Origin of the sequence: Brevibacillus ginsengisoli, from assembly GCF_050113715.1 — a bacterium.
Lineage (GTDB): Bacteria > Bacillota > Bacilli > Brevibacillales > Brevibacillaceae > Brevibacillus_H > Brevibacillus_H ginsengisoli.
On record NZ_JBNJQR010000008.1, the window covers coordinates 200,299 to 220,161 of the forward strand.

Genomic DNA, 19,863 nt, shown 5'->3' on the forward strand with positions numbered 1-19,863 from the left:
CCTATTCCTGTAAAGGACAATTGACAAGTAAGAAAAGACTTCGTCCCTTTTCGCTCTGTTTAAGCTCGCTCGTAGTATCTACTGTCCGCTCCGTTCACTACGGAAGGGAGTCGACAAGAAAATCACTTCGCTTCTCACTGTTGAAAAAGAATGCCGACTCTTTTCCTTCCTACTTTCTCTCCGCTTTGTTTCGCTTAAAATGAGCTGTAAGCAGACGAAATCTTTTCTTGGAGGGCTTACGCGAATGGATCAGTTTAATCACTTTACCACTGTAAAGCGATTAAACTTTCTGATAATATAAAAAAAAGGAGGCTGACACTGTCATCCTCCTCCATTTCCTCTTATGAACGTGGTCTTGGGCCTTCGAGTCTGGTTACTCTCCTGTTTAAATCGTCCACACGAGTTTCCAGACGATCGACACGGCGTTCCAAGCGATCTAATCGGCGCTCGACGTTTCCAGGGGCTGGGGCTATTGGTGGTGTTGGTGTTGGCCTAACACCCGGAATGAACAGCCTTTGACCTACATATAACGAATAGGGTGGCTGCAAGTTATTGACACGAACAATTTCTGTCCATGGAACACCAAATTGAGTCGCAATTCCGATCAATGTATCACCAGGTCGAACTACGTAGTTCATGTTTTCTCCCTCCAGTGTATAGATTCGCTACTAACCTATTCCTAAACATCTATGGAGGAAATCAACAAGAACCCAATCTGTCCGAAATTAGACAAAGGCCCCCTGTCTCCCGATCAGGAAGCAGAGGGCTATTGGAAACAAACTGTGTTTATTTAAAAACAGGTTCAGCAAATTGAGCCAATTTATCTTTGGAGTTTTTCTCAACGTCAGCGTGCAAGCTGTTGCCATGAGAATCCATTGTTACGATCGCGGCAAATCCTTTTACGCGAAGGTGCCACATGGCTTCTGGAACACCAAATTCCATGAAGTCAACACCTTCTACTTTTTCCATACAATCCGCATAGTACTGTGCTGCTCCGCCGATAGCGTTCAGATAAACGGCACCATGCTCTTCCAAGGCTTTGAGTGTTTTTGCGCCCATACCGCCTTTTCCGATAACCGCGCGGAGACCGAATTTCTTGAGGATATCTCCTTGGTAAGGCTCCTCGCGAATACTAGTGGTTGGTCCTGCTGCTTTCACGTGCCATTCGCCTGCATCATCTTTAAGCATAACAGGTCCGCAGTGGTAGATAACCCCACCATTCAAATCCACTGGACAGTCATGATCCATCATGTATTTGTGAAAAGCATCGCGACCTGTGTGCATCATTCCATTGATGATGACAACGTCTCCAACTTTCAAGCTGCGAATTTGCTCCTCGGTGATTGGCGCTTCCAATACAACCTCACGACGTTCGGATGCACCTTCCGCTTCCGATTTGCTTTGATCCATGACAACCACTTCATCTTTATACAAGTAGTTGATGATATCGCCAGTTTGCGCATCAATGTGGACACCTTGGCGACGGAACGCCCAGCAGTTGTAGGCAACGGATACGAAGAAGCTTGCTGGCAAACGGTTTTCTACACCAATTTTGCAACCCAAGAGAGTTGTATTTCCTCCGAAGCCCATGGTACCAATACCGAGATCGTTGGCTTTGTCCATGATGTACTCTTCAAGTTTAACCAACTCAGAATTTGGATTCGTATCATCAGCACGACGGAACAATTGATGCTTCGCCAAAGCGTAACCGGAAGTGCGGTCGCCACCAATACCAACACCGATAAAGCCTGCGCTACAGCCTTGACCTTGCGCTTGGTAAACAGCATGCAGGATGCATTTGCGAATACCATCTAGGTCACGGCCCGCTTTACCTAAACCTTCCAACTCAGCTGGAAGAGAGTATTGAATGTTTTTGTTTTCACAGCCCCCACCTTTGAGGATCAGCTTCACTTCTATTTCGTCTTTTTCCCACTGTTCAAAGTGAATGACAGGTGTTCCTGCCCCGATATTGTTCCCGGAGTTTTCACCAGTAAGGGAATCTACGGAATTTGGACGTAATTTACCCAATTTGGTCGCTTCAGCAACCGCTTCCAAGATTGCTTTTTTCATGACAAGTTGGTTAGCGCCCACTGGGGTTTTGATTTCAAACGTAGGCATTCCTGTGTCCTGGCAGATTGGAGACACGTTTTCTTCAGCCATCGTAATATTTAAGGCAATGGTGGAAAGAGAGAGTGCGGAACGAGTTCCTGCGTCTTCTTTTTGTTTTGCCTGGTTAATTGCATGACGAACATCTGGTGGTAGGTTGGTTGAAGTTTCGATAATCAGCTCTAAAATACTATCTTTAAACTTTTCCATGCCAAGGTCGCCCCTTACTTTACTATTTAAGGTCTATTAATGAACGAAATCTATTATAACATAACCCTCTTACAGATGTGACTTTATCGTTCACATTCTGTTCAAAAATAACATTAGCCTTCAGAATTGCAAGTTTATTTGCTCTTGACCATCTCACCTACCGCTTCAAACGTTGCCGGTATGGTTTCACTTTTGCCGTCTTTGGCTATCCGAATATAGGCTTGCCATGTGCCCGACATGGGTAGTACGGCTTTGCCTTCATACACACCTGGCTGAACTTCTTTTAACGCAAACTCATTTTTGCCATGATCCATCTCTTTCATCTCAAGCGCAACTTGGACTTGTGCTTTGGTGACGACCTCACCCTCATGCGTCACTTGAACGGTATACTTCACTTCTTGTCCAGTAGGAACCGGACTGACAGCAGGCTCTAGACTAACGCTAAAATATTCACCCTGCTGCACGCTTCCTTCCTGAGATTGGCCACCGCATCCGGCCAAAACTCCCATGATCACCAGAAGGATCATCATACAGATCGTTCTCATGAAGCCTTTCACTCCTATTCCATTGTCCCCTAGATACTACCTGTAGCTTATCAGAATCAACTAGATACTTCCAACGACAATGATGTAACAATTCGACTTGTCCAATCGTCCTACTATTCGAAATCGATACAGCTATGCTAAGATGAAGCTACGTCTGTCCGATTTTGGAGAAAGGATGTGCGCTATCTTTGGAACTATTGGACTTGAATTCAATCTCGGTTATAAGCGGAATTTCTGTTGTGTTGATCGTTTTGTTTGCCCGCTTGCATTGGCCATTCCGCTATCAATACATGAGCTCCTTTTTTAAACGTAACGCCTCTTGGCGGATGCGTCCGCTTCAAGCCTCCTTTAAAAAGAACAAGACGCTCCCTGTGGCTTTTCTGGATAAATCCACGGTTGAAATACTGTCCGGGAACTACTTGCAAGCGGAGAAATTCATTGCGCAAGGCTTGAATGTCTGCAAGGATACTCCCTCTTTGTTCAATCAAGCGATGATGCATTATTTGTTTTACAACTTATCGGCTGTTTACTTCTACTGCGGACGTTACACAGAGGCATTAGAGATCGCTTTTCACGTCTATGAACGGGACAATAAGCTGATCAGCGCTTTAGGGATTATCGTTTGTGCCCATGCCCGCTTGGGTGATGTGCAAGGTGCGGTGGAGGCCTATCAGTTGGTGGCAACCAAGAAGTTGAAAGAAGAACTGCGTCTCATCTGTCAGGCGGAAATTGAAGCGGCCAAGGGAGACTATCAGCAGGCTGTTACTCATATGAAACAGCTCGCCATCAAAAACTACATGAACATTATGCATTTAAATCAAGGTGAAATTGACAAGCGTTTGCAAGAATGGACAAAAGCCTCTTCCACACAAGCTGGATGAGGCTTTTTTTCTTAGGAAATTAATTGTTTTAACACTTGCTTCAAGAAAATTGGAATATCCCCTTGAAGAATGGGGCCATGCCCTGTTGCCAAAACTTCAATTGGCCAACGCAGAAAAGCTTCAAGTCCTTTGGCAAACCCATCCACCTGATGCGGCTCGCGCGTTTTCCATTCCTCAATTGAAGACAAATAAGAAGTTCTCGCCCCCGCTTCATACCCAAAACCTTCCCCTAATGGAGCTCCATAAAAACAGAGGTGATCTCCCACAAAACAGATTTTGTTCATGGGTTCAAAAAAAGCGACGGAACCTCTCGTATGCGTCGGCAGCAGTTGATACTCCAAGTACGGAACTTCCCCGCTAGAACCTGTAAATGTATGTCCGAAAAGTGTTTGCGAAAAATCGTCAAGCTCGTAATAATCATGAAGATGAATCCAGTTATTCCGAGAAGAAAAGAGTTCCACATTCCCGATATGATCAGGATGACGATGTGTGCAATAGACCTGTTCAATTCTGTCCGCGACCGCTCCCAAGTATTGGAGTTCTTGCTGAAATTGATTTCGATGCTTTCGCAAGTTGGTGTCAATCAACAAAAATTGATCCTTGTTTTTGATCACATAGTTGTTGATGTAACTTTTCCAGGATTCTTCATAGGTAATGACTGACCAGACATTGGGGGCAATTTGGACTGTACGATGCGTCAACGAACTATCCGCTCCTCCCCGAATTGGAATGATACAGCAAATAATTATTATATTTATATACATCAATATGCTGGAAAAGCTTGGATCGGAAGTCATACAGAAAAGAAAGCTTGAACCTTTCCCTTAGGCGTTCAAGCTTTCTTGGTCATTTCTTCCTTATTGGAGCGATTGATTCTTTTCGCCCATGACTTCGCTAACCAGGATCACTCCGTGAGAGAAGGTGGTTCCTCCTCCGTAGGCCCCGGCCACAGCGACGGTTTCGGCAATTTCCTTTTCTGAGGCGCCTTCGCTTAAAGCCCCTTCAAGATGATACACGATACAATGTTCATTTCCCGTAAACAAAGAGATTCCCATTGCCATCAGATGCTTCTGCTTCCGATCAAGCGCCCCAGCCTGAAAACAGGTTGTCGTAAACTGGGTGTAGGCATTCATCACATCAGGCATCATTTGCGCAAAGGAACGAAGCCCTTCTCGGTATTCTTCCGCAAGGATATGTTCGGTCATCATTACCCCTCCTATCTCCATTTCCTGTTTAGTTTTTTATCTAGTTCATCTGGTTATACCAGCGTTTTTTGTGATTTCGGGGAATAATACAGAATGACAAGTTGAGTGGGAGGTGTTGAGTTTGATCCGTTTGGGCTATGCCTGTATCAGCATGGCAACAACGAACAATCCCAATAAAAAAACCACGTTAGTGCAACTGAACAAACTTACGAGGGCCGAGCAATTAAAGAAGCTGCGCAAGGTATTGCAATCCAACTTCTTCAATCTCATGGATCTTCTGGAATACAACGTGTCCCATCAAATCTATCTGTACCGTCTGCCTTCCGAGTTCGTTCCCTTTGCCACACATCCGATAACCAGTGATTGGGATTGGCAGAAGGAATTCGAATGGGACTTCCGAAAAGCCGGTGAATTCATCCGCAAGCATCAAATCAGAATGACCTCTCATCCCGGTCACTATAGCATTCTGAATTCCCCCAACAAGGATGTGCTGGCCTCGACAGTAAAAGATTTTGATTACCATGCCCGTGTGTTCGACGCCATGGGCTTGGATTCCAATTCGGTTCTGGTTACGCATGTCGGGGGTGTATACGATGATAAACAGAACTCATTGGACCGCTTTGCTGCAAATGCGGCCCATCTCCCCGCTCATATCACGAATCGTCTCGTGGTAGAGAATGATGATACGTCCTTTACAATGTCTGAGGTGTTGGAGTTGTGCGAACGAATCAAGCTGCCAATGGTGCTGGATATTCATCATCATCATTGCGTCAATCACGGCGAAGAGATCGTAGATTATCTGCCCCGGATTATTCAGACTTGGGGATCGCGTACGCCCAAGATGCACTTCTCTTCTCCACGTTCCAACGAGGATTTCCGAAGTCACGCCGATGATATCATCGTCCAGGATTTCCTAGCGTTTCTCGAACTGGTGAAGGAGTATGCGCTTGATATCATGCTCGAATGTAAGAATAAAGACGAAGCCTTGCTTAAATTACGAAAGGAATTAACCAAGGCAAAAAAAGACGCCCACTTAGCCGATCTGTAAGGGGGCGTACTCGCGCTATATTCGGCTTTGATTTGTTCAACCTCGGTTTAGCAGCTCGAGCTTGATGATGAGCCTCCGCAGTCACAACCACAGCTAGAGGATGAACTGCTTTCCATATGGTGGCATCTGTCGTAGTAGTAATGAACTTTGTGTTTGTGGTGCATATAGTGCTTGTAGAACGTTTGAAATCTTTTCTTGTGGTGACGATGCCTATGGCACATCTCCTGGAAGTATTGCATTCTTTCCAAGTGGAAATGATACTTGTACATGTACATGTGGATTTTCATATGCATAGGTGGAGCTGGCCTAGGTGCGGGCGGCATAATTGGCATTTCTTTTTTCGGAGGCATAATTGGCATCTGAACTGGCGGTCTCGGAGGAATAATTGGCATCTGTACAGGCGGTCTCGGAGGCGGTACTATAGGTGCCTGCTGTTGTATAGGTGCCTGCTGTATAGGAGGTACCGGCACGGGTTGAGATGGCGGAACAGGTCTTCTTTCCATTCTTGGCACACGTCCTTTCTGGTTACATGACACAGTACATGGTATGACATTTGACCTCATCAAGAAACGACACTTGCCTATTTTTTTGCAGGTTCATGCGCCCATTTTCGTGTCGTACAAGCATATTGTGAAAAAATTGTGTATTCAACCGTTGACTATCCGCGTGTATAGACTACAATGATACATAAGGATAAAAGCGAGGAGACTCAAATATGCGAGGTAAATGTCGGCTTCGTCATTTCAACCATATACAGGATTTTCCAAGGGGTTAGGAACTGTTCCTAACCCCTTTGCTTTTGCCTCTCTGCCTTATTAAAGGAGGAAAATCAGACATGATGATTAACATGGAACAACCAATTGCCTTGAATGGATCAGGACTTACCATTGAACAGGTTGCAGCGATTGCGCGCCAGGGTGCGCACATTCAACTATCCGATGAAGCGATCTCGCTGGTGAAGCGCTCCCGCCAGATGGTTGAAGAAATGGTGACGAATCAAAAAGTGGTGTACGGCATCACTACAGGCTTCGGAAAATTCTCAGATGTCGTCATTCCGGCTGAAGAAGTAAGTGCCTTGCAAGAGAATTTGATTATGAGCCATGCATGCGGTATGGGTGAACCTTATGCTTCCGAGGTGGTTCGCGCGATGATGGCACTCCGCGTCAACGCCTTGGCCAAAGGTTATTCAGGTATCCGTCTGGAAACTTTGCAATTGCTGATTGAAATGTGTAATCGTGGAGTGCATCCGATCATTCCTCAGCAAGGTTCCCTTGGCGCAAGCGGAGACCTTGCTCCTCTTGCCCACCTCGTGCTAGTTATGCTTGGAAAAGGAGAAGCTGAGTATCAAGGAAACCGGATGAAGGGTGCCGAAGCGCTCAATGCCGCTGGTTTAACTCCGATCCAATTGCACGCCAAGGAAGGTCTTGCTCTTATTAATGGCACACAGGCGATGACCGCCAACTTGGCTTTGGCTCTCTATGATGCGCGAATCATCATGGAAAATGCGGAAGTGGTTGCCGCTATGACGGTTGAAGCATTGCGCGGTATTCCAAAAGCATACGATCCACAACTCCACTCCGTTCGTCCGCACCAAGGACAGCAAGACTCGGCGAAGCGTCTGCTGGAGATTCTCGCAGGCAGTGAGCGTACAAGTGAACAAGGCGAGCTGCGCGTGCAGGATCCGTACAGCTTGCGTTGCATCCCTCAGGTTCATGGCGCAACTCGTGACACGCTAGAGTATGTGTGGAACAAAGTCACAATTGAATGCAACAGTGTGACCGATAATCCCATTCTGTTCCCTGAAACGGGTGATGTGATCTCCGGCGGAAACTTCCATGGCCAACCGATGGCTCTGGTTGCTGACTTCCTGGCGATCGCGATGTCTGAGCTTGCCAATATCTCCGAGCGTCGAACAGAGCGTTTGGTTAATCCACAGTTGAGCGGACTGCCAGCCTTCTTGACTCCGAACGGTGGTCTTCACTCCGGTTTCATGATTACACAGTACGCGGCGGCTTCCATCGTCTCCGAAAATAAAGTCCTGTGTCATCCCGCATCCGTCGATTCCATTCCATCCTCTGCCAACCAAGAGGATCACGTGAGTATGGGAACAACTTCCGCTCGAAAACTTCGCACGGTCGTTGGCAACGTGCGCAAGGTGCTTGCTATCGAGTATTTGGCGGCTGCCCAAGCTATTGATTTTGGAGAAGGTAAATTGGGAGTTGGAACGCAAAAGGCATATGATCGTCTGCGTGCCGCAGTTCCACGCCTCGTCTATGACCGTGAGATGCATCCAGATATGGTGGCAGCAGAGACTTTGCTTCACTCCGAGATTGCCCAATAATTCGCGCCATCATTACTTTCTAGGAACATAACGCTTCTAAAGCCTGGTCTTAAATGACCAGGCTTTTTTAACCATACTGGAAAATTTAATTGCTTTACAACGGTAAAGTAATTAAAACTTTCCTTCCATTCGCGCAAGCCCACCAAGAAAAGACTTCGTCACTCTAGCTCCTTTTAAGCGATACTTAGCGCAGAGAACGTAGGAAGGAAAAGAGTCGGCATTCTTTACATCAGACTGAGAAGCGAAGCGATTTTCTTGTCGACTCCCTTCCGTAGTGAACGGAGCGGACATAAGATGCTACACGCGAGCTTAAACAGAGCGTAAAGGGACGAAGTCTTTCTGCTGTTCTTCTAAATTTTCACGAAATTTCAGCTATTTATCCACTCCATTTTACAGCATTGTCATCTTGTTAAGATTGCGTTAGAATGATGGAGATTTAAGTATACGCGAATTCATTTTGTTACTCATAAAAGGATGGAGAGTCACATGCAAGCGAAACCAATGAGTGCATCCCGAACCTACATGACGGACATCGTACTCCCACCAGATACCAACTACCACGGAACCATGTTCGGTGGCAAAGTAATGGCCTATGTCGATAAAATCGCCAGTGTGGCAGCCATGCGTCACTGCCGATCCGCTGTAGTCACCGCATCAAACGACAGCCTGGATTTCCTTCACCCGATCCGAGTAGGACAGGCAATTTGTCTGGAAGCTTTTGTAACCTGGACTCATACAACCTCCATGGAAATTTTCGTGCAAGTTGAATCTGAGGATTTGCTTACTGGAGAGCGTCATCTCACAGCTACCTCCTACCTGACGTTTGTAGCCATCGATGGTAATGGCAAATCCATTCCTGTTCCGCCTGTTTATCCGGAAACGGAAGAAGAGAAGTTTCATTATAACAGTGCCCAAGACCGCTACCGGATTCGGAAGGAACGTCGGGAGCACCGCAAGCAGCATCAGAAATTCTATGATGCTCAAGGGCAGAGTCAGCAAGATTAGTGCAAATAAACCGATTCCCCATCAGACAGGAATCGGTTTTTTCGTTTTTTATGTGGCAGCTACTGGTTCAAAGTAAGGGTCTAACACTTCTACCAACGAGGAGCCGAACTCACGAAGCAGTACATCTCGTCCCCACGAATAGGCGGAGCGATACCCTTTGACAGGGAAAACTTCTTCGGCAAGTGCTCGGTCGCTTAATCTACGCTCCATACTCGAACAGTAAAATAATTCCAAATAATCTTTGCTCCAGCGTGAGAAGCCTACCGTCTCCTCCGTTAGGGAGGTAATCAGAATCTTGTCCGGCATGCGGATTAGATCAATTGGGTATAGTTGACAGCTGAAAGGCTTGACCGGAAAAACATCATGATCATGAGCCGCCGCATGGGCATGAATCGCGCAGCAGGATTTCCCATTGCAAGTGGTCACAAACAAACAATTTCCTTCGTGCCGTTTAATGGTATCCAGTGTGCCTGTTTGCCAGACTCCTTTTTCCTGGATGGTTTGCTTCACTTCAGGCATCAGGTATCCATCCTTCATCTGGGCAACATACCTCTCCATCCGCTGAACCTGCTGATACGGCACTGAGTATGGCTCTCCCTTTTCACAACAGGTCTCTTGATGAACATCCTTGCAATTGAAGCAATCCAGCATAAACAACCGATTCAACGCTTCCAGATCAAGCAAAAACCGGCCACTTTCGACCAGTTTCGCTTTCTTCTGCTTTACGTATTTTTTTAGACGATATATTTCTTTTTCTCCCATCAAATCGGGGGTTCCGTAATACGAATAGGCTGTTCTTGTGCTCATTTTTTCAGAATCAGCTCAGCCTCAGTTCCAAACAAGCGAAATTGTCCGTCGTCCAAAACTCCCAGATCTTCCTCTGCCGCTGGAATCTCCATTAATAATTCGATCTCTTCGTCCCCGTCAACGAACAACAGGAACAAGTCCTTTTCACCGAACTCGTTATCGGTTAAGCGAAATTCCTGCAGCTTTGCTTGAAAATCGATAACCTCCTCCTCATCCGCCGATTCACTGTCCCATTGGGTATAGATAGCAGTCACCTGCAGGGATGCATACGGTTGTAAAGTCTCAAGCAATTGCTTGTGAGATTGAATGTCCATAAATGATCCTCCTACGATTTCTTACTTCACTGCAAGAATGCACATAAACTTATCCTCGTCAGTCGTCCAGGTTCGGTCAATCGTTTTGAACCCTGCCTCGTGATACTTCTGTTCGATCTCTGCTTCCTGATAGCAATGATGATACAAATTGTCGTGGTAGAACTCCCCATCTCCCAAGAGATACGAGGCAAAAAACACGCCACCAGGCTTCAAAATTCGCATCACTTCGCTTAAGGTTTTGGCGAGATCTTCGGCTGTCACGTAAAAAAGAGAGCCATTCGCCCAGACACCGTCAAAGCTTTTGTCTTCAAACGGCAATGCGCGAAAATCCCCTTGGGAAAACGAGACTCCTTCTACCTGACGTTTGGCCTCCGCCAGCATCGCTTCACTAATATCCAAGCCCTGCACTTCCAGACTGTATCGCTTTAATCGCAAGGAGTCACTGCCCACTCCGCATCCCAAATCGAGAACGCGGCTTCCGCCGAGCATCATTTGAAAAGCAGGCAAACAGATAGACGCATTCTTCATAAGCTCGGCTACGTCTGTGGCGGCACTGCCTAGACGGTCAAACGTTTCCTTATTACGCGCAACGTAATCTTCCATAGGTTTCCCCCCGCACATCTCATCAAATCATCGATCATTTTTTAGGAAAGAGCCGAATGCTGGATGCTTCGCTCAATGGAACGCTTATACCCATTCGGCAATGGAATAGATCCAAGCTCCTTCAAGTCAAACCAACCATATTCCACATGCTCAGCACTAAGTTGAATCTGTTTCAAGTCATCACACTCACATCTATATGTGACGATAAAAACTTCCCGATTTTTAAATACTGGAAATACCCAGGCATCCACAATGCTCTTCACAGAACATTGAACGCCTAGTTCCTCTAGCAATTCACGCCGGAGTGCTGCTTCCGGAGTTTCTCCCGGTTCAAGTCTGCCACCTGGGAGCTCCCACACCAACCGCTCATTTTTGACGAGAAGCACACGTTGTTGATCAAGAAGGATTCCTTTAATGGAGATTGGAAGTGATACTGACAATTTATCGCCTCATTTCCTTAAAAACAACCAATGGAAACCTGAAATAAGTTCTCTCTACTACTATATCAATGAACCAAAGCAGTTGACAAACAAATCCTCGTCATCACAATCCTGATTGGGAAAGACCGCTTGAAATTCAACTCGCTACTGGCAAAAAATGCTATCATAAATCCAGATACTTTTTTAAAATGACTGGAGCTGTCCGATGAAGGATCATACGATTTACACAAGTACAGAGGGAAAATCAAGAGTTCTTGCCGCATACGACTCCTACCTAGAATTACTCCCGGCTGATTTTGAGAGAATACATGTTTCTACCCGTTTTGGAGTCACGCATACTTTGGTAACTGGGCCTAAAGACGCGAAGCCTGTTTTCATTCTACAAGGTGGTAATTGTATTAATCCCATGACTCTTTCTTGGTTTAAGTCTCTGTTCCATGATTATCGAATCTACGCGCCGGATACCATTGGACACCCCGGTTATAGTGACGAAACCAGGATTTCCGCCAAGAATGATCACTTTGCTTTATGGTTAAGCGATCTAATGGATGCTTTTAGTATCACAAAAAGCGCTTTTATCGGCCCATCGTATGGTGCGGGGATCATATTAAGACTGGCGACCTATCTACCTGATAAGATCGCGTGCTCTGTTCTAATCTCACCCGCTGGCCTTGCGTTAGGTTCAAAAGCAAGCATGCTTAGAATGATATTGTTTCCTTTACTCCTTTTTAAATTGAACAATTCTGATAGGCCTCTTCAAAAGATTGCCGACGCTATGTCATTGCAAACGATGCAGGAAACCGACAAGATGATTATTGGTGAAATATTCAAATCTGTCAGGTTGGAACGAAACATGCCCAAGCTTACGGACAAATCCGAGCTAGTGAACTTATCCTCTCCGACCATGATCATTGCTGGCTCAAAGGACATTTTCTTTCCATCAGAGAAGGTGGTTCACAAAGCAAGTGAGACCATTCCAAATCTGGTAAAATGCTTGTCCTACGAGATGGGCCATTTCCCTTCTGAACAACGGTTACTCTCGATCAATCAGGAGATCCGAAATTTTTTCCAAACCTATTATGAATGAAAAAAGACCATTGAGCCAACATAGGCTGAATGGTCTACCTGTAACCGCTATCAAAAATATCTAGTAAATGATCTGAAATCAAAAAAAACTATAAGGCCAGCTTGCTAATCATCTGGGCCAAAGCGAAATCTTTTCCAGTCAGCCCTTTGTTCTGTGTCGACAGGGAGATCGTTACAATCGATCCACTGATGTGAATGTCTAGATGGTTCGCGTCTTGATCCACGTATTCGGATATTTGATTAATAAACAGGACGGCCTTCTGAAAATCTTGATAAGTAAACGTTCGGTACAACGCATGTTGATCCTCTACTAATTTCCAGCCGGGCACCTTGTTCAGGTTCCATTTGATTTGCTCAATGGTTAGTTTCGTCATGCCGAATCCCCCCTCGGTCGATAGAATCTTCATATCCCATCATATTCATCGACCGATAGGGTTAGTCACAGCAAACGCTCGCTTAAGAAAAAATTAATCCTTTATTCCAAAAAAGATCATTCTTGGAGACGTTTCGCATGCGTACGGTTGGAAAGCGTAATCTCCAAACACCTGAATCTGACTAAAACCCGCTTGTTTTAGCATCTGGATCATATCTGAGCACTCGTACAGCCGGACCTGCTCCTGATACTCTCTCGGGTTGGATGCTTCCGCATCTCTGACGGTAATCCGTTTCTTGACGTATCCATTTTCGATGAAACGATTTTCCTCGATGAATAAACCATCCATTTCACGTTCGGAACGTGAAACGAGATTGGCTTTGACATAAGCCGGATTGAGGTAGTCAATCAAGACCTCCCCGCCTTGTTTAAGGGCACGGGACATATTGCCGATGACCTTGGCATTTTCTTCATCCGTTGAAAAGTAGCCAAAGCTGGTAAAGAGATTCACGACGACGTCGAATTCATTCTCAAAGGGAATGTCACGCATGTCATATTGATAGAAGGAAAGATGATCAAATGTATTATGCTCCTCGGCTAAGGCGAGAAGCACTGGTGATAAATCTACCCCTACGACCTCATATCCTCTTCTGGCCAATGCTCGTGAATGCCTTCCGCTCCCGCAACACAAATCAAGGATGCGTCCCGTTTGTCTGATGGGAAGATGGTTAAGTAGATTGGCAATTTCCTGATCCGCAGAAGTTTCATCCCGATGCTGATACACCAGAAGGTAATCCTCACGAAAGCTGCGTTCAAACCAAGCTTCAGTCATGTATTTCCATCTCTCCCTTTGGTAGAATATCGGATTATTATACCACAGTTCAAGAGAGAAACCTCAGCCTTTCACCCGTTTTTGCACACCGGCGAGGAAGGACAAGAGCACATGGCATCCAGACTTAACCGAAAGCTGTGAAACGTCTCGGAAAGGGTCAAGCTCCACTAAATCAAGTGCTCCCACTTGCGGATGAAGTCCCAGGTGATAAACCGCTTCAAACAACTCCCAAGACATCATGCCACCGGGTGCCGCTCCTGGAGAACCGGGACAATGGGACAAGTCCAGCACGTCAATATCTACTGTTACATAAATGACATCCACTTTGGAGGAGAGGTCACGCACCACTTGATGCATTAGTGGCTCCAAGCCGATCTGGCGGACTTGGCGCATGGTATAGTACGTGATGCCATTTTCTCGGACGTAATCCCGATAAGCTCGTGAATTGGAGAACCCGTGGATGCCAATCTGCACGATATTTTCGCCTTTGATCACTTCATCGTCTAATAATCCTCTGAATGGTGTTCCGTTGCTAGGTCCCCCATCTTCCAGATTACGAACGTCAAAATGGGTGTCAAATTGAATCAAACCCACTTTTTTTCCTTCGTTAGCTCGTGCAAACGCCTTTAACGATGGGCGGGTAATAGAGTGATCTCCGCCAATGACGATCGGGAGCATGGTTGGGAGCTCTTGATACAAGTGGAACAAACCTTCTTCAATATTGGATTGGCAACGAAGAATATCCGTCGTGTGCATCTTGATATCACCTAGATCCGCTACATGCAAATCAGACAGCTCCACATCGAAATCCGCGTACCAAGTACTAAACCCGCGCCACGCCATCCGCACGGCATTCGGTGTTTCACTAGCCGCAGACGCGCTGATAGACGAACGGGACAGAGGAGCACCGATGAACCCTACATCGGGTGTATCCCCTGCTTGATAGCTTTGAATCCACTGACTGACTTTGCGATCTAAGCGGTCTGCTCCACCAATTCGGTTGATCAGCGCAGGCGGGAGAAGATACGGGTTATTATTCATAGCGAAGTTGTCCCCCTGAAACGACGATTTGACCAGCCTTGATCACCGTATCTACATGGTTGATTCCGAAGTTGTACTGCAAATGCTGATAGGTTGGCACATCCATCATGACGATATCCGCTTGTTTGCCTGCCTCGATGCTTCCCAGACGATCCGCTACGCCGATGGCATGCGCCGCGTTGATCGTCGTTGCCACGATGACTTCAGCTGGCGTCAACTTCATATGGAAGCATGCCAGATTCATGATGAGCTGCAGGTTCTCTGTAGGCGAAGATCCTGGATTACGGTCGGTTGAGAGCGCAACTGGACAGCCTAGGTCAATCATGTGACGACCGCGGGCAAATTCGGCCATTAAGAAGAACGCTGTACCTGGTAAAAGTGTGGCCACTACGCCCGCTTCCGCCATTGCCTGAATGCCTTCATCCGATGCTTTGAGAAGGTGATCAGCGGAGATGGCTCCCACTTTAGCTGCAAGTTCCGCGCCGCCCATTGGCTCGATCTCATCCGCGTGGATTTTGGCGCGAAGTCCGTAAGCTTTGCCTGCCTCGAGGATTCGCTCGGATTGCTCTAACGTAAAGACGCCATGCTCACAGAACACATCACAGAACGCCGCAAGATTCTCTTCAGCCACTTTTGGCAGCATCTCCTGAATGATAAGATCGACGAAATCATCGGGATTGGCCTTGAACTCCATTGGAATGGCATGAGCCCCCATGAAGGTGGAGACGATTTCAATCGGATGCTTTTCATTCAGTTGTTTGGCTACACGCAACTGCTTTAGCTCATCCTCAACGGTTAAGCCGTATCCGCTCTTCGCTTCCACGGTGGTTACGCCATAGCGAAGGAACGCGTCAAGTCTAGGCCATGCCTCGTCCGTCAGCTGATCTTCGGAAGCTTCTCTCGTTTTGCGGGTGGTGGAGAGAATTCCGCCACCCTTTTCGAGAATTTCCAGATAGGTTGCCCCATTCATTCGAAGCTCTAATTCATATTCACGCGACCCGGCAAAAACCAGATGGGTATGCGGATCAATCAAGCCCGGCATAACCAGCTTGCCTTTCGCGTCGATACGTTCAATATGATCCTTGCTTACACCTAATTCTTTGAGCACGGTAATCCCATGCCCCTCTGATCCTACGCTCACAATCTTGCCGTTATAAATGGCAATTGCATTGCCTTGTCCTTCTAGGATGCCAAGATCACGCATTCCCTCATGCGTACGTGGTTTCTCGTTGTTTCCAGCCAGTGTGAGAATTTGACTGGCGCCTACAATCAATTCGCCTTTATTCATCGCTTTATTCCCCCATCATCGGGATCTTCACGCCTTTTTCCTTGGCTGTTTGAATCGCTAACTCATACCCTGCATCTACGTGACGAACAACACCCATTCCCGGATCGGAAGTAAGCACGCGCTCTAAGCGTTCCGCTGCTTCCGGTGTGCCATCTGCTACGATAACCATTCCAGCATGCAAGGAATAGCCCATTCCCACACCGCCGCCATGGTGGACGGAAACCCAGCTTGCGCCATTCACGGCATTAATCATCGCGTTCAGAATCGGCCAGTCCGCAATCGCGTCACTGCCGTCTTTCATCGCTTCTGTTTCACGATTAGGAGAAGCTACAGAACCGCAGTCGAGGTGGTCACGACCAATAACGATAGGCGCTTTCAACTCGCCTTTTGCCACCATTTCGTTGATGATGCGTCCGAATTTGGCTCGCTCTCCATACCCCAGCCAACAAATACGGGAAGGAAGTCCCTGGAATTGTACTTTTTCTTGCGCCATCTTGATCCAGCGCACCAGATGTTCATTATCCGCGAATTCGCGCATGATCACTTCGTCTGTTTTATAGATATCCTCTGGATCGCCAGAAAGTGCTACCCAACGGAACGGCCCTTTGCCTTCGCAGAACAGCGGACGGATGAATGCTGGAACGAAGCCCGGGAAGTTGAAAGAATCTTTAACTCCTTCTTCCAATGCCACTTGACGAATATTATTTCCGTAATCAAAAGCAATGGCGCCTTGCTTTTGCATATCGAGAATAGCTTGTACATGGATCGCCATGCTTTGTTTGGACAGTCGGACATATTCTTCTGGATTTTCCTGACGAAGCTTCAAGCCTTCTTCCATTGTATAGCCAACAGGAAGATAGCCGTTCAGTGGATCATGCGCAGAGGTTTGGTCGGTAACCAAATCTGGAATCTCTCCTCGACGAACCATTTCCGGCAGAATCTCAGCGGCGTTGCCGAGCAATCCAATGGAGAGCGGCTTGCCTGCAGCTTTGGCTTCTTTGGCCAGACGAAGCGCTTCGTCCAATGTATCCGCTTTCACATCACAGTAGCGTGTTTCAATCCGGCGTTGAATGCGAGTTGGATCACATTCAACCGCAATGACAACCCCTTCGTTCATGGTAACGGCCAACGGTTGCGCACCACCCATACCGCCAAGACCAGCTGTTACGGTAATGGTTCCTTTGAGCGAACCGCCAAAGTGCTGACGCCCAGCCTCCGCAAACGTCTCATAGGTTCCTTGCAGAATTCCTTGCGTTCCGATGTAAATCCAGGAGCCTGCTGTCATTTGCCCATACATGATCAAACCACGCTTCTCCAAGTCACGGAATACATTCCAGTTTGCCCATGCTGGAACCAGATTGGAGTTAGCCAAAAGAACACGGGGAGCATGGATATGGGACTTAAACACCGCTACCGGTTTACCTGATTGAACGAGCAGCGTCTCATCGTCGTTAAGCTCACGCAAACTTCTGACAATTGCGTCAAAACTTTCCCAGTTACGAGCCGCTTTACCGATTCCACCGTAAACAACCAAATCTTCCGGACGTTCAGCAACCTCAGGGTCCAGATTGTTCATCATCATCCGCAGGGCGGCTTCTTGTACCCAGCCTTTGCATTCCATTTCGGCACCACGTTTCGCGCGAATTACTCGTGTTTGTTGCGTCATACCTTTTCCCCCTTGATTGTTTTCAACTACTTAACTGTAGTAGACCACAGGGTATGAAATCCTTGCAAGTTGTTCTGGTAGTACGTTAGTCGTTTAGTCTTTTATTTGAATAAAGAAAGCGATTTACTTCGCCTCGACAACTCCCAGTGAATAAGAAAAAATCTCTTGCGGGCTACTCAGTGCAAACCCGAACTTTGGGTTATAATTCAAGGTCATATCTTGGCCTAACAAGGTTTGCGTCAGACTGTCAATAATCACAGGAATCCCCTCTACGACAAGCTGTGAGTCTGCGTCTTGAGGATTGTCTTTTATTAAGTGCACATAGTAAGCACAGCCGCAATCTCCTGAAAGCTCCGCTTTGATTCGTAAAGCTGTTCCTTGCTTAAATGAATGTTTGCGCAATGCTTCATACGCCGCTTCTTTTATCGTAACGTTCATTAAGTATCGCTCCTTTTCAACTACTAGAGTGCCCAGTTTGCCTAGACCGGAACAAACTGAAAAAACAGCCGCCAACCCATTTCTCGTTGGCAGCTGTTCGGTTATCTCAGTTGACCGCGAATCCCGCGCATTGTATTGATTTTTTCTGCTAAGCGCGAAAGAACCACTTCTACGGAAGAAGCATCCTCCATTAAATCGTATTCATTAATATTAATGCGAAGCACCGGGCACGCCGTGAAGTTGTTGATCCAATGCTCATAACGGTTGAATAAATCTTCCCAATAGGAAATCGGAGTTTGCTGTTCCATTGGTCGTCCACGGTCACGCACTCGTCCTACGATCTCATCAAAGCTTCCTTCCAGATAGATCAGAACATCAGGATGCGGGAAGTATGGAGTCATCACCATCGCCTCAAACAATTGCGTATACGTCTGATAATCCTCTTCATTCATATGCCCTTGTTCATACAACATTTTGGCGAAAATCCCTGTATCCTCATAAATCGAGCGATCCTGAACAAAGCCTCCACCGTATTCAAACATCCGTTTCTGCTCTTTGAAGCGCTCGGCAAGGAAAAAGATTTGCAAATGAAAGCCCCAACGGGAAAAATCATCGTAAAAGCGGCTTAAATACGGATTGTTATCTACCTTTTCAACCGAGATGCGAAAGCCTAGCAAGTCCGCTAACGCGCGAGTAAAGGTAGATTTCCCTACTCCGACCGTACCCCCAATGGTAATCACGGCATTGCGAGGGATTCCGTATTTTTCGCGTAATTCGCTGTTTTTATAGACCGACATGATTCGTTTCTCCTTACCCTTAAATTAAATCCCATCGAACTGAATGAACTCCGCTTACAAAACCTGCCCAGATGTGTGTATGTAAGGCTCGATTTTTTGTAGAACGTAGTCTAGATCTTCAGCGCGATGTACATAGTCGAGATTGTCGCAGTCAAAAGTAAGCACCGGTACTTCCGGATGGCGCAGCTGGAACTGTTTCATGAACTCATCATAGTCCGCGATGAGTCTCTCCATATATTGCGGGTCCATGTTGCGCTCGATATCGCGATCCCGCATAGCGATTCGGCTCATGACCGTTGAGAGCGACGCTTTTAAATAGATGACAAGACTTGCCTGCGGTTGATCCTGAGTCAAAATATCGTAAATTTGCAGGTACTTGGGAAGGTTCTGTTCGCTTAAGGTACGCGTGGCAAAAATCGTATTTTTAAAAATATTATAATCACTTACCACAGAGCGCCCATTGGCCAAATACAAGTCTGTAATATCTTGCAGCTGTTTATAGCGATTACACAAGAAAAACATCTCGGTTTGAAAGCTCCATTCCGCGATATTTTCATAAAATTTCCCTAAAAACGGATTTTCATAAACGATTTCCTGCAATAATTCTAAATGATAGTGTTTGCTGATCGCCTGAGACAATGACGTTTTGCCAATGCCGATTGGTCCTTCAACAGTAATAAAAACCGTCTTCATATCTGGTAATGATCCTCTCCCGCAAAATAAAAACGAATTTAATTTTACCACGCTTGTCAATGATTGTCGAAAAAGAAATTTGAAAATAGCACTTCTTCGGACCCACCCAAAAAAGAGCTCGCCATGGTACGGACCTAGGCGAGC

The 19,863-nt window shown here is 46.4% G+C and carries 22 protein-coding genes; 5 read left to right on the forward strand and 17 right to left on the reverse strand.

The genetic code is table 11. From position 1 onward, the window contains the following. Positions 1 to 341: 341 nt before the first annotated feature. The 3 genes from ACQCN2_RS17240 to ACQCN2_RS17250 all read right to left on the reverse strand — a co-directional run bounded on the left by ACQCN2_RS17240 (position 342) and on the right by ACQCN2_RS17250 (position 2,861). Positions 342 to 638 (reverse strand): LysM peptidoglycan-binding domain-containing protein, encoded by a 297-nt coding sequence (locus tag ACQCN2_RS17240; RefSeq protein WP_426930182.1) that lies wholly within the window; start codon positions 636 to 638, stop codon positions 342 to 344. A gap of 148 nt (positions 639 to 786) precedes the next feature. Continuing rightward, complete coding sequence (locus ACQCN2_RS17245; protein ID WP_426930183.1) at positions 787 to 2,316, reverse strand: fumarate hydratase; 1,530 nt, start codon at positions 2,314 to 2,316, stop codon at positions 787 to 789. A gap of 134 nt (positions 2,317 to 2,450) precedes the next feature. After that, the gene (locus ACQCN2_RS17250) at positions 2,451 to 2,861 is read right to left on the reverse strand and encodes a FixH family protein (RefSeq protein ID WP_426930184.1); all 411 of its coding nucleotides are present in this window, start codon (positions 2,859 to 2,861) and stop codon (positions 2,451 to 2,453) included. 188 nt (positions 2,862 to 3,049) lie between these two features. Between ACQCN2_RS17250 and ACQCN2_RS17255 the strand changes: the two genes are divergently transcribed. Further along, positions 3,050 to 3,742: a tetratricopeptide repeat protein gene (locus ACQCN2_RS17255; protein WP_426930185.1), complete on the forward strand. Its 693-nt coding sequence runs from the start codon at positions 3,050 to 3,052 to the stop codon at positions 3,740 to 3,742. Positions 3,743 to 3,753: 11 nt separating this feature from the next. Here ACQCN2_RS17255 and ACQCN2_RS17260 read toward each other — a convergent pair whose 3' ends face one another. Both ACQCN2_RS17260 and ACQCN2_RS17265 read right to left on the reverse strand, forming a co-directional pair. Beyond that, a complete protein-coding gene (locus ACQCN2_RS17260; protein WP_426930186.1) occupies positions 3,754 to 4,443 on the reverse strand; it encodes an MBL fold metallo-hydrolase in 690 nt (229 codons plus the stop codon). Between the two features lie 156 nt (positions 4,444 to 4,599). After that, positions 4,600 to 4,950, reverse strand: a complete 351-nt coding sequence (locus tag ACQCN2_RS17265) for a carboxymuconolactone decarboxylase family protein (protein ID WP_426930187.1) — start codon at positions 4,948 to 4,950, stop codon at positions 4,600 to 4,602. A 118-nt stretch (positions 4,951 to 5,068) separates the two neighbouring features. Here ACQCN2_RS17265 and uvsE point away from each other — a divergent pair, with 118 nt between their 5' ends. The 3 genes from uvsE to ACQCN2_RS17280 all read left to right on the forward strand — a co-directional run bounded on the left by uvsE (position 5,069) and on the right by ACQCN2_RS17280 (position 9,341). Further along, a complete protein-coding gene (gene uvsE, locus ACQCN2_RS17270; protein WP_426930188.1) occupies positions 5,069 to 5,995 on the forward strand; it encodes a UV DNA damage repair endonuclease UvsE in 927 nt (308 codons plus the stop codon). An 838-nt stretch (positions 5,996 to 6,833) separates the two neighbouring features. Further along, positions 6,834 to 8,336: a histidine ammonia-lyase gene (gene hutH, locus ACQCN2_RS17275; protein ID WP_426930244.1), complete on the forward strand. Its 1,503-nt coding sequence runs from the start codon at positions 6,834 to 6,836 to the stop codon at positions 8,334 to 8,336. A gap of 486 nt (positions 8,337 to 8,822) precedes the next feature. Next, positions 8,823 to 9,341 (forward strand): acyl-CoA thioesterase, encoded by a 519-nt coding sequence (locus ACQCN2_RS17280; protein WP_426930189.1) that lies wholly within the window; start codon positions 8,823 to 8,825, stop codon positions 9,339 to 9,341. 48 nt (positions 9,342 to 9,389) lie between these two features. Here the strand turns inward: ACQCN2_RS17280 and ACQCN2_RS17285 are convergent, their stop codons facing one another. From ACQCN2_RS17285 to ACQCN2_RS17300, 4 genes are read right to left on the reverse strand one after another with little or no spacing between them, the layout of a single operon-like run. Continuing rightward, positions 9,390 to 10,148, reverse strand: coding sequence for a DUF3109 family protein (locus tag ACQCN2_RS17285; protein ID WP_426930190.1), 759 nt, complete (start codon positions 10,146 to 10,148; stop codon positions 9,390 to 9,392). Continuing rightward, complete coding sequence (locus ACQCN2_RS17290; protein ID WP_426930191.1) at positions 10,145 to 10,462, reverse strand: hypothetical protein; 318 nt, start codon at positions 10,460 to 10,462, stop codon at positions 10,145 to 10,147. Before ACQCN2_RS17290 ends, ACQCN2_RS17285 begins: the two co-directional genes overlap by 4 nt. Positions 10,463 to 10,483: 21 nt before the next feature. Next, complete coding sequence (locus tag ACQCN2_RS17295; protein WP_426930192.1) at positions 10,484 to 11,065, reverse strand: class I SAM-dependent methyltransferase; 582 nt, start codon at positions 11,063 to 11,065, stop codon at positions 10,484 to 10,486. A gap of 41 nt (positions 11,066 to 11,106) precedes the next feature. Then, the gene (locus tag ACQCN2_RS17300; RefSeq protein ID WP_426930193.1) at positions 11,107 to 11,505 is read right to left on the reverse strand and encodes an NUDIX hydrolase; all 399 of its coding nucleotides are present in this window, start codon (positions 11,503 to 11,505) and stop codon (positions 11,107 to 11,109) included. 205 nt (positions 11,506 to 11,710) lie between these two features. On the opposite strand from ACQCN2_RS17300, the gene ACQCN2_RS17305 reads away from it, so the two are divergent. Continuing rightward, on the forward strand, positions 11,711 to 12,592 hold the full coding sequence (locus tag ACQCN2_RS17305) for an alpha/beta fold hydrolase (protein ID WP_426930194.1): 882 nt from the start codon (positions 11,711 to 11,713) through the stop codon (positions 12,590 to 12,592). 88 nt (positions 12,593 to 12,680) lie between these two features. Here the strand turns inward: ACQCN2_RS17305 and ACQCN2_RS17310 are convergent, their stop codons facing one another. From ACQCN2_RS17310 to ACQCN2_RS17345, 8 genes are all read right to left on the reverse strand, one after another. Beyond that, positions 12,681 to 12,965, reverse strand: coding sequence for a 4a-hydroxytetrahydrobiopterin dehydratase (locus ACQCN2_RS17310; protein WP_426930195.1), 285 nt, complete (start codon positions 12,963 to 12,965; stop codon positions 12,681 to 12,683). Positions 12,966 to 13,058: 93 nt separating this feature from the next. Next, positions 13,059 to 13,796 carry a class I SAM-dependent methyltransferase gene (locus ACQCN2_RS17315; protein ID WP_426930196.1) on the reverse strand — a complete coding sequence of 246 codons (738 nt, stop codon included), beginning with the start codon at positions 13,794 to 13,796 and terminating at the stop codon, positions 13,059 to 13,061. Positions 13,797 to 13,859: 63 nt separating this feature from the next. Then, positions 13,860 to 14,837: an agmatinase family protein gene (locus tag ACQCN2_RS17320; protein ID WP_426930197.1), complete on the reverse strand. Its 978-nt coding sequence runs from the start codon at positions 14,835 to 14,837 to the stop codon at positions 13,860 to 13,862. Next, complete coding sequence (gene hutI / locus ACQCN2_RS17325) at positions 14,830 to 16,125, reverse strand: imidazolonepropionase (RefSeq protein WP_426930198.1); 1,296 nt, start codon at positions 16,123 to 16,125, stop codon at positions 14,830 to 14,832. The genes ACQCN2_RS17320 and hutI overlap by 8 nt, the downstream gene beginning before the upstream one ends. 4 nt (positions 16,126 to 16,129) lie before the next feature. Continuing rightward, positions 16,130 to 17,791: a urocanate hydratase gene (hutU, locus tag ACQCN2_RS17330; RefSeq protein ID WP_426930199.1), complete on the reverse strand. Its 1,662-nt coding sequence runs from the start codon at positions 17,789 to 17,791 to the stop codon at positions 16,130 to 16,132. Positions 17,792 to 17,914: 123 nt separating this feature from the next. Beyond that, positions 17,915 to 18,229, reverse strand: a complete 315-nt coding sequence (locus ACQCN2_RS17335; RefSeq protein WP_426930200.1) for an iron-sulfur cluster biosynthesis family protein — start codon at positions 18,227 to 18,229, stop codon at positions 17,915 to 17,917. Between the two features lie 101 nt (positions 18,230 to 18,330). Next, positions 18,331 to 19,026, reverse strand: coding sequence for a deoxynucleoside kinase (locus ACQCN2_RS17340; protein ID WP_426930201.1), 696 nt, complete (start codon positions 19,024 to 19,026; stop codon positions 18,331 to 18,333). Between the two features lie 54 nt (positions 19,027 to 19,080). Next, positions 19,081 to 19,719 (reverse strand): deoxynucleoside kinase, encoded by a 639-nt coding sequence (locus ACQCN2_RS17345; protein ID WP_426930202.1) that lies wholly within the window; start codon positions 19,717 to 19,719, stop codon positions 19,081 to 19,083. Positions 19,720 to 19,863: the final 144 nt, after the last annotated feature.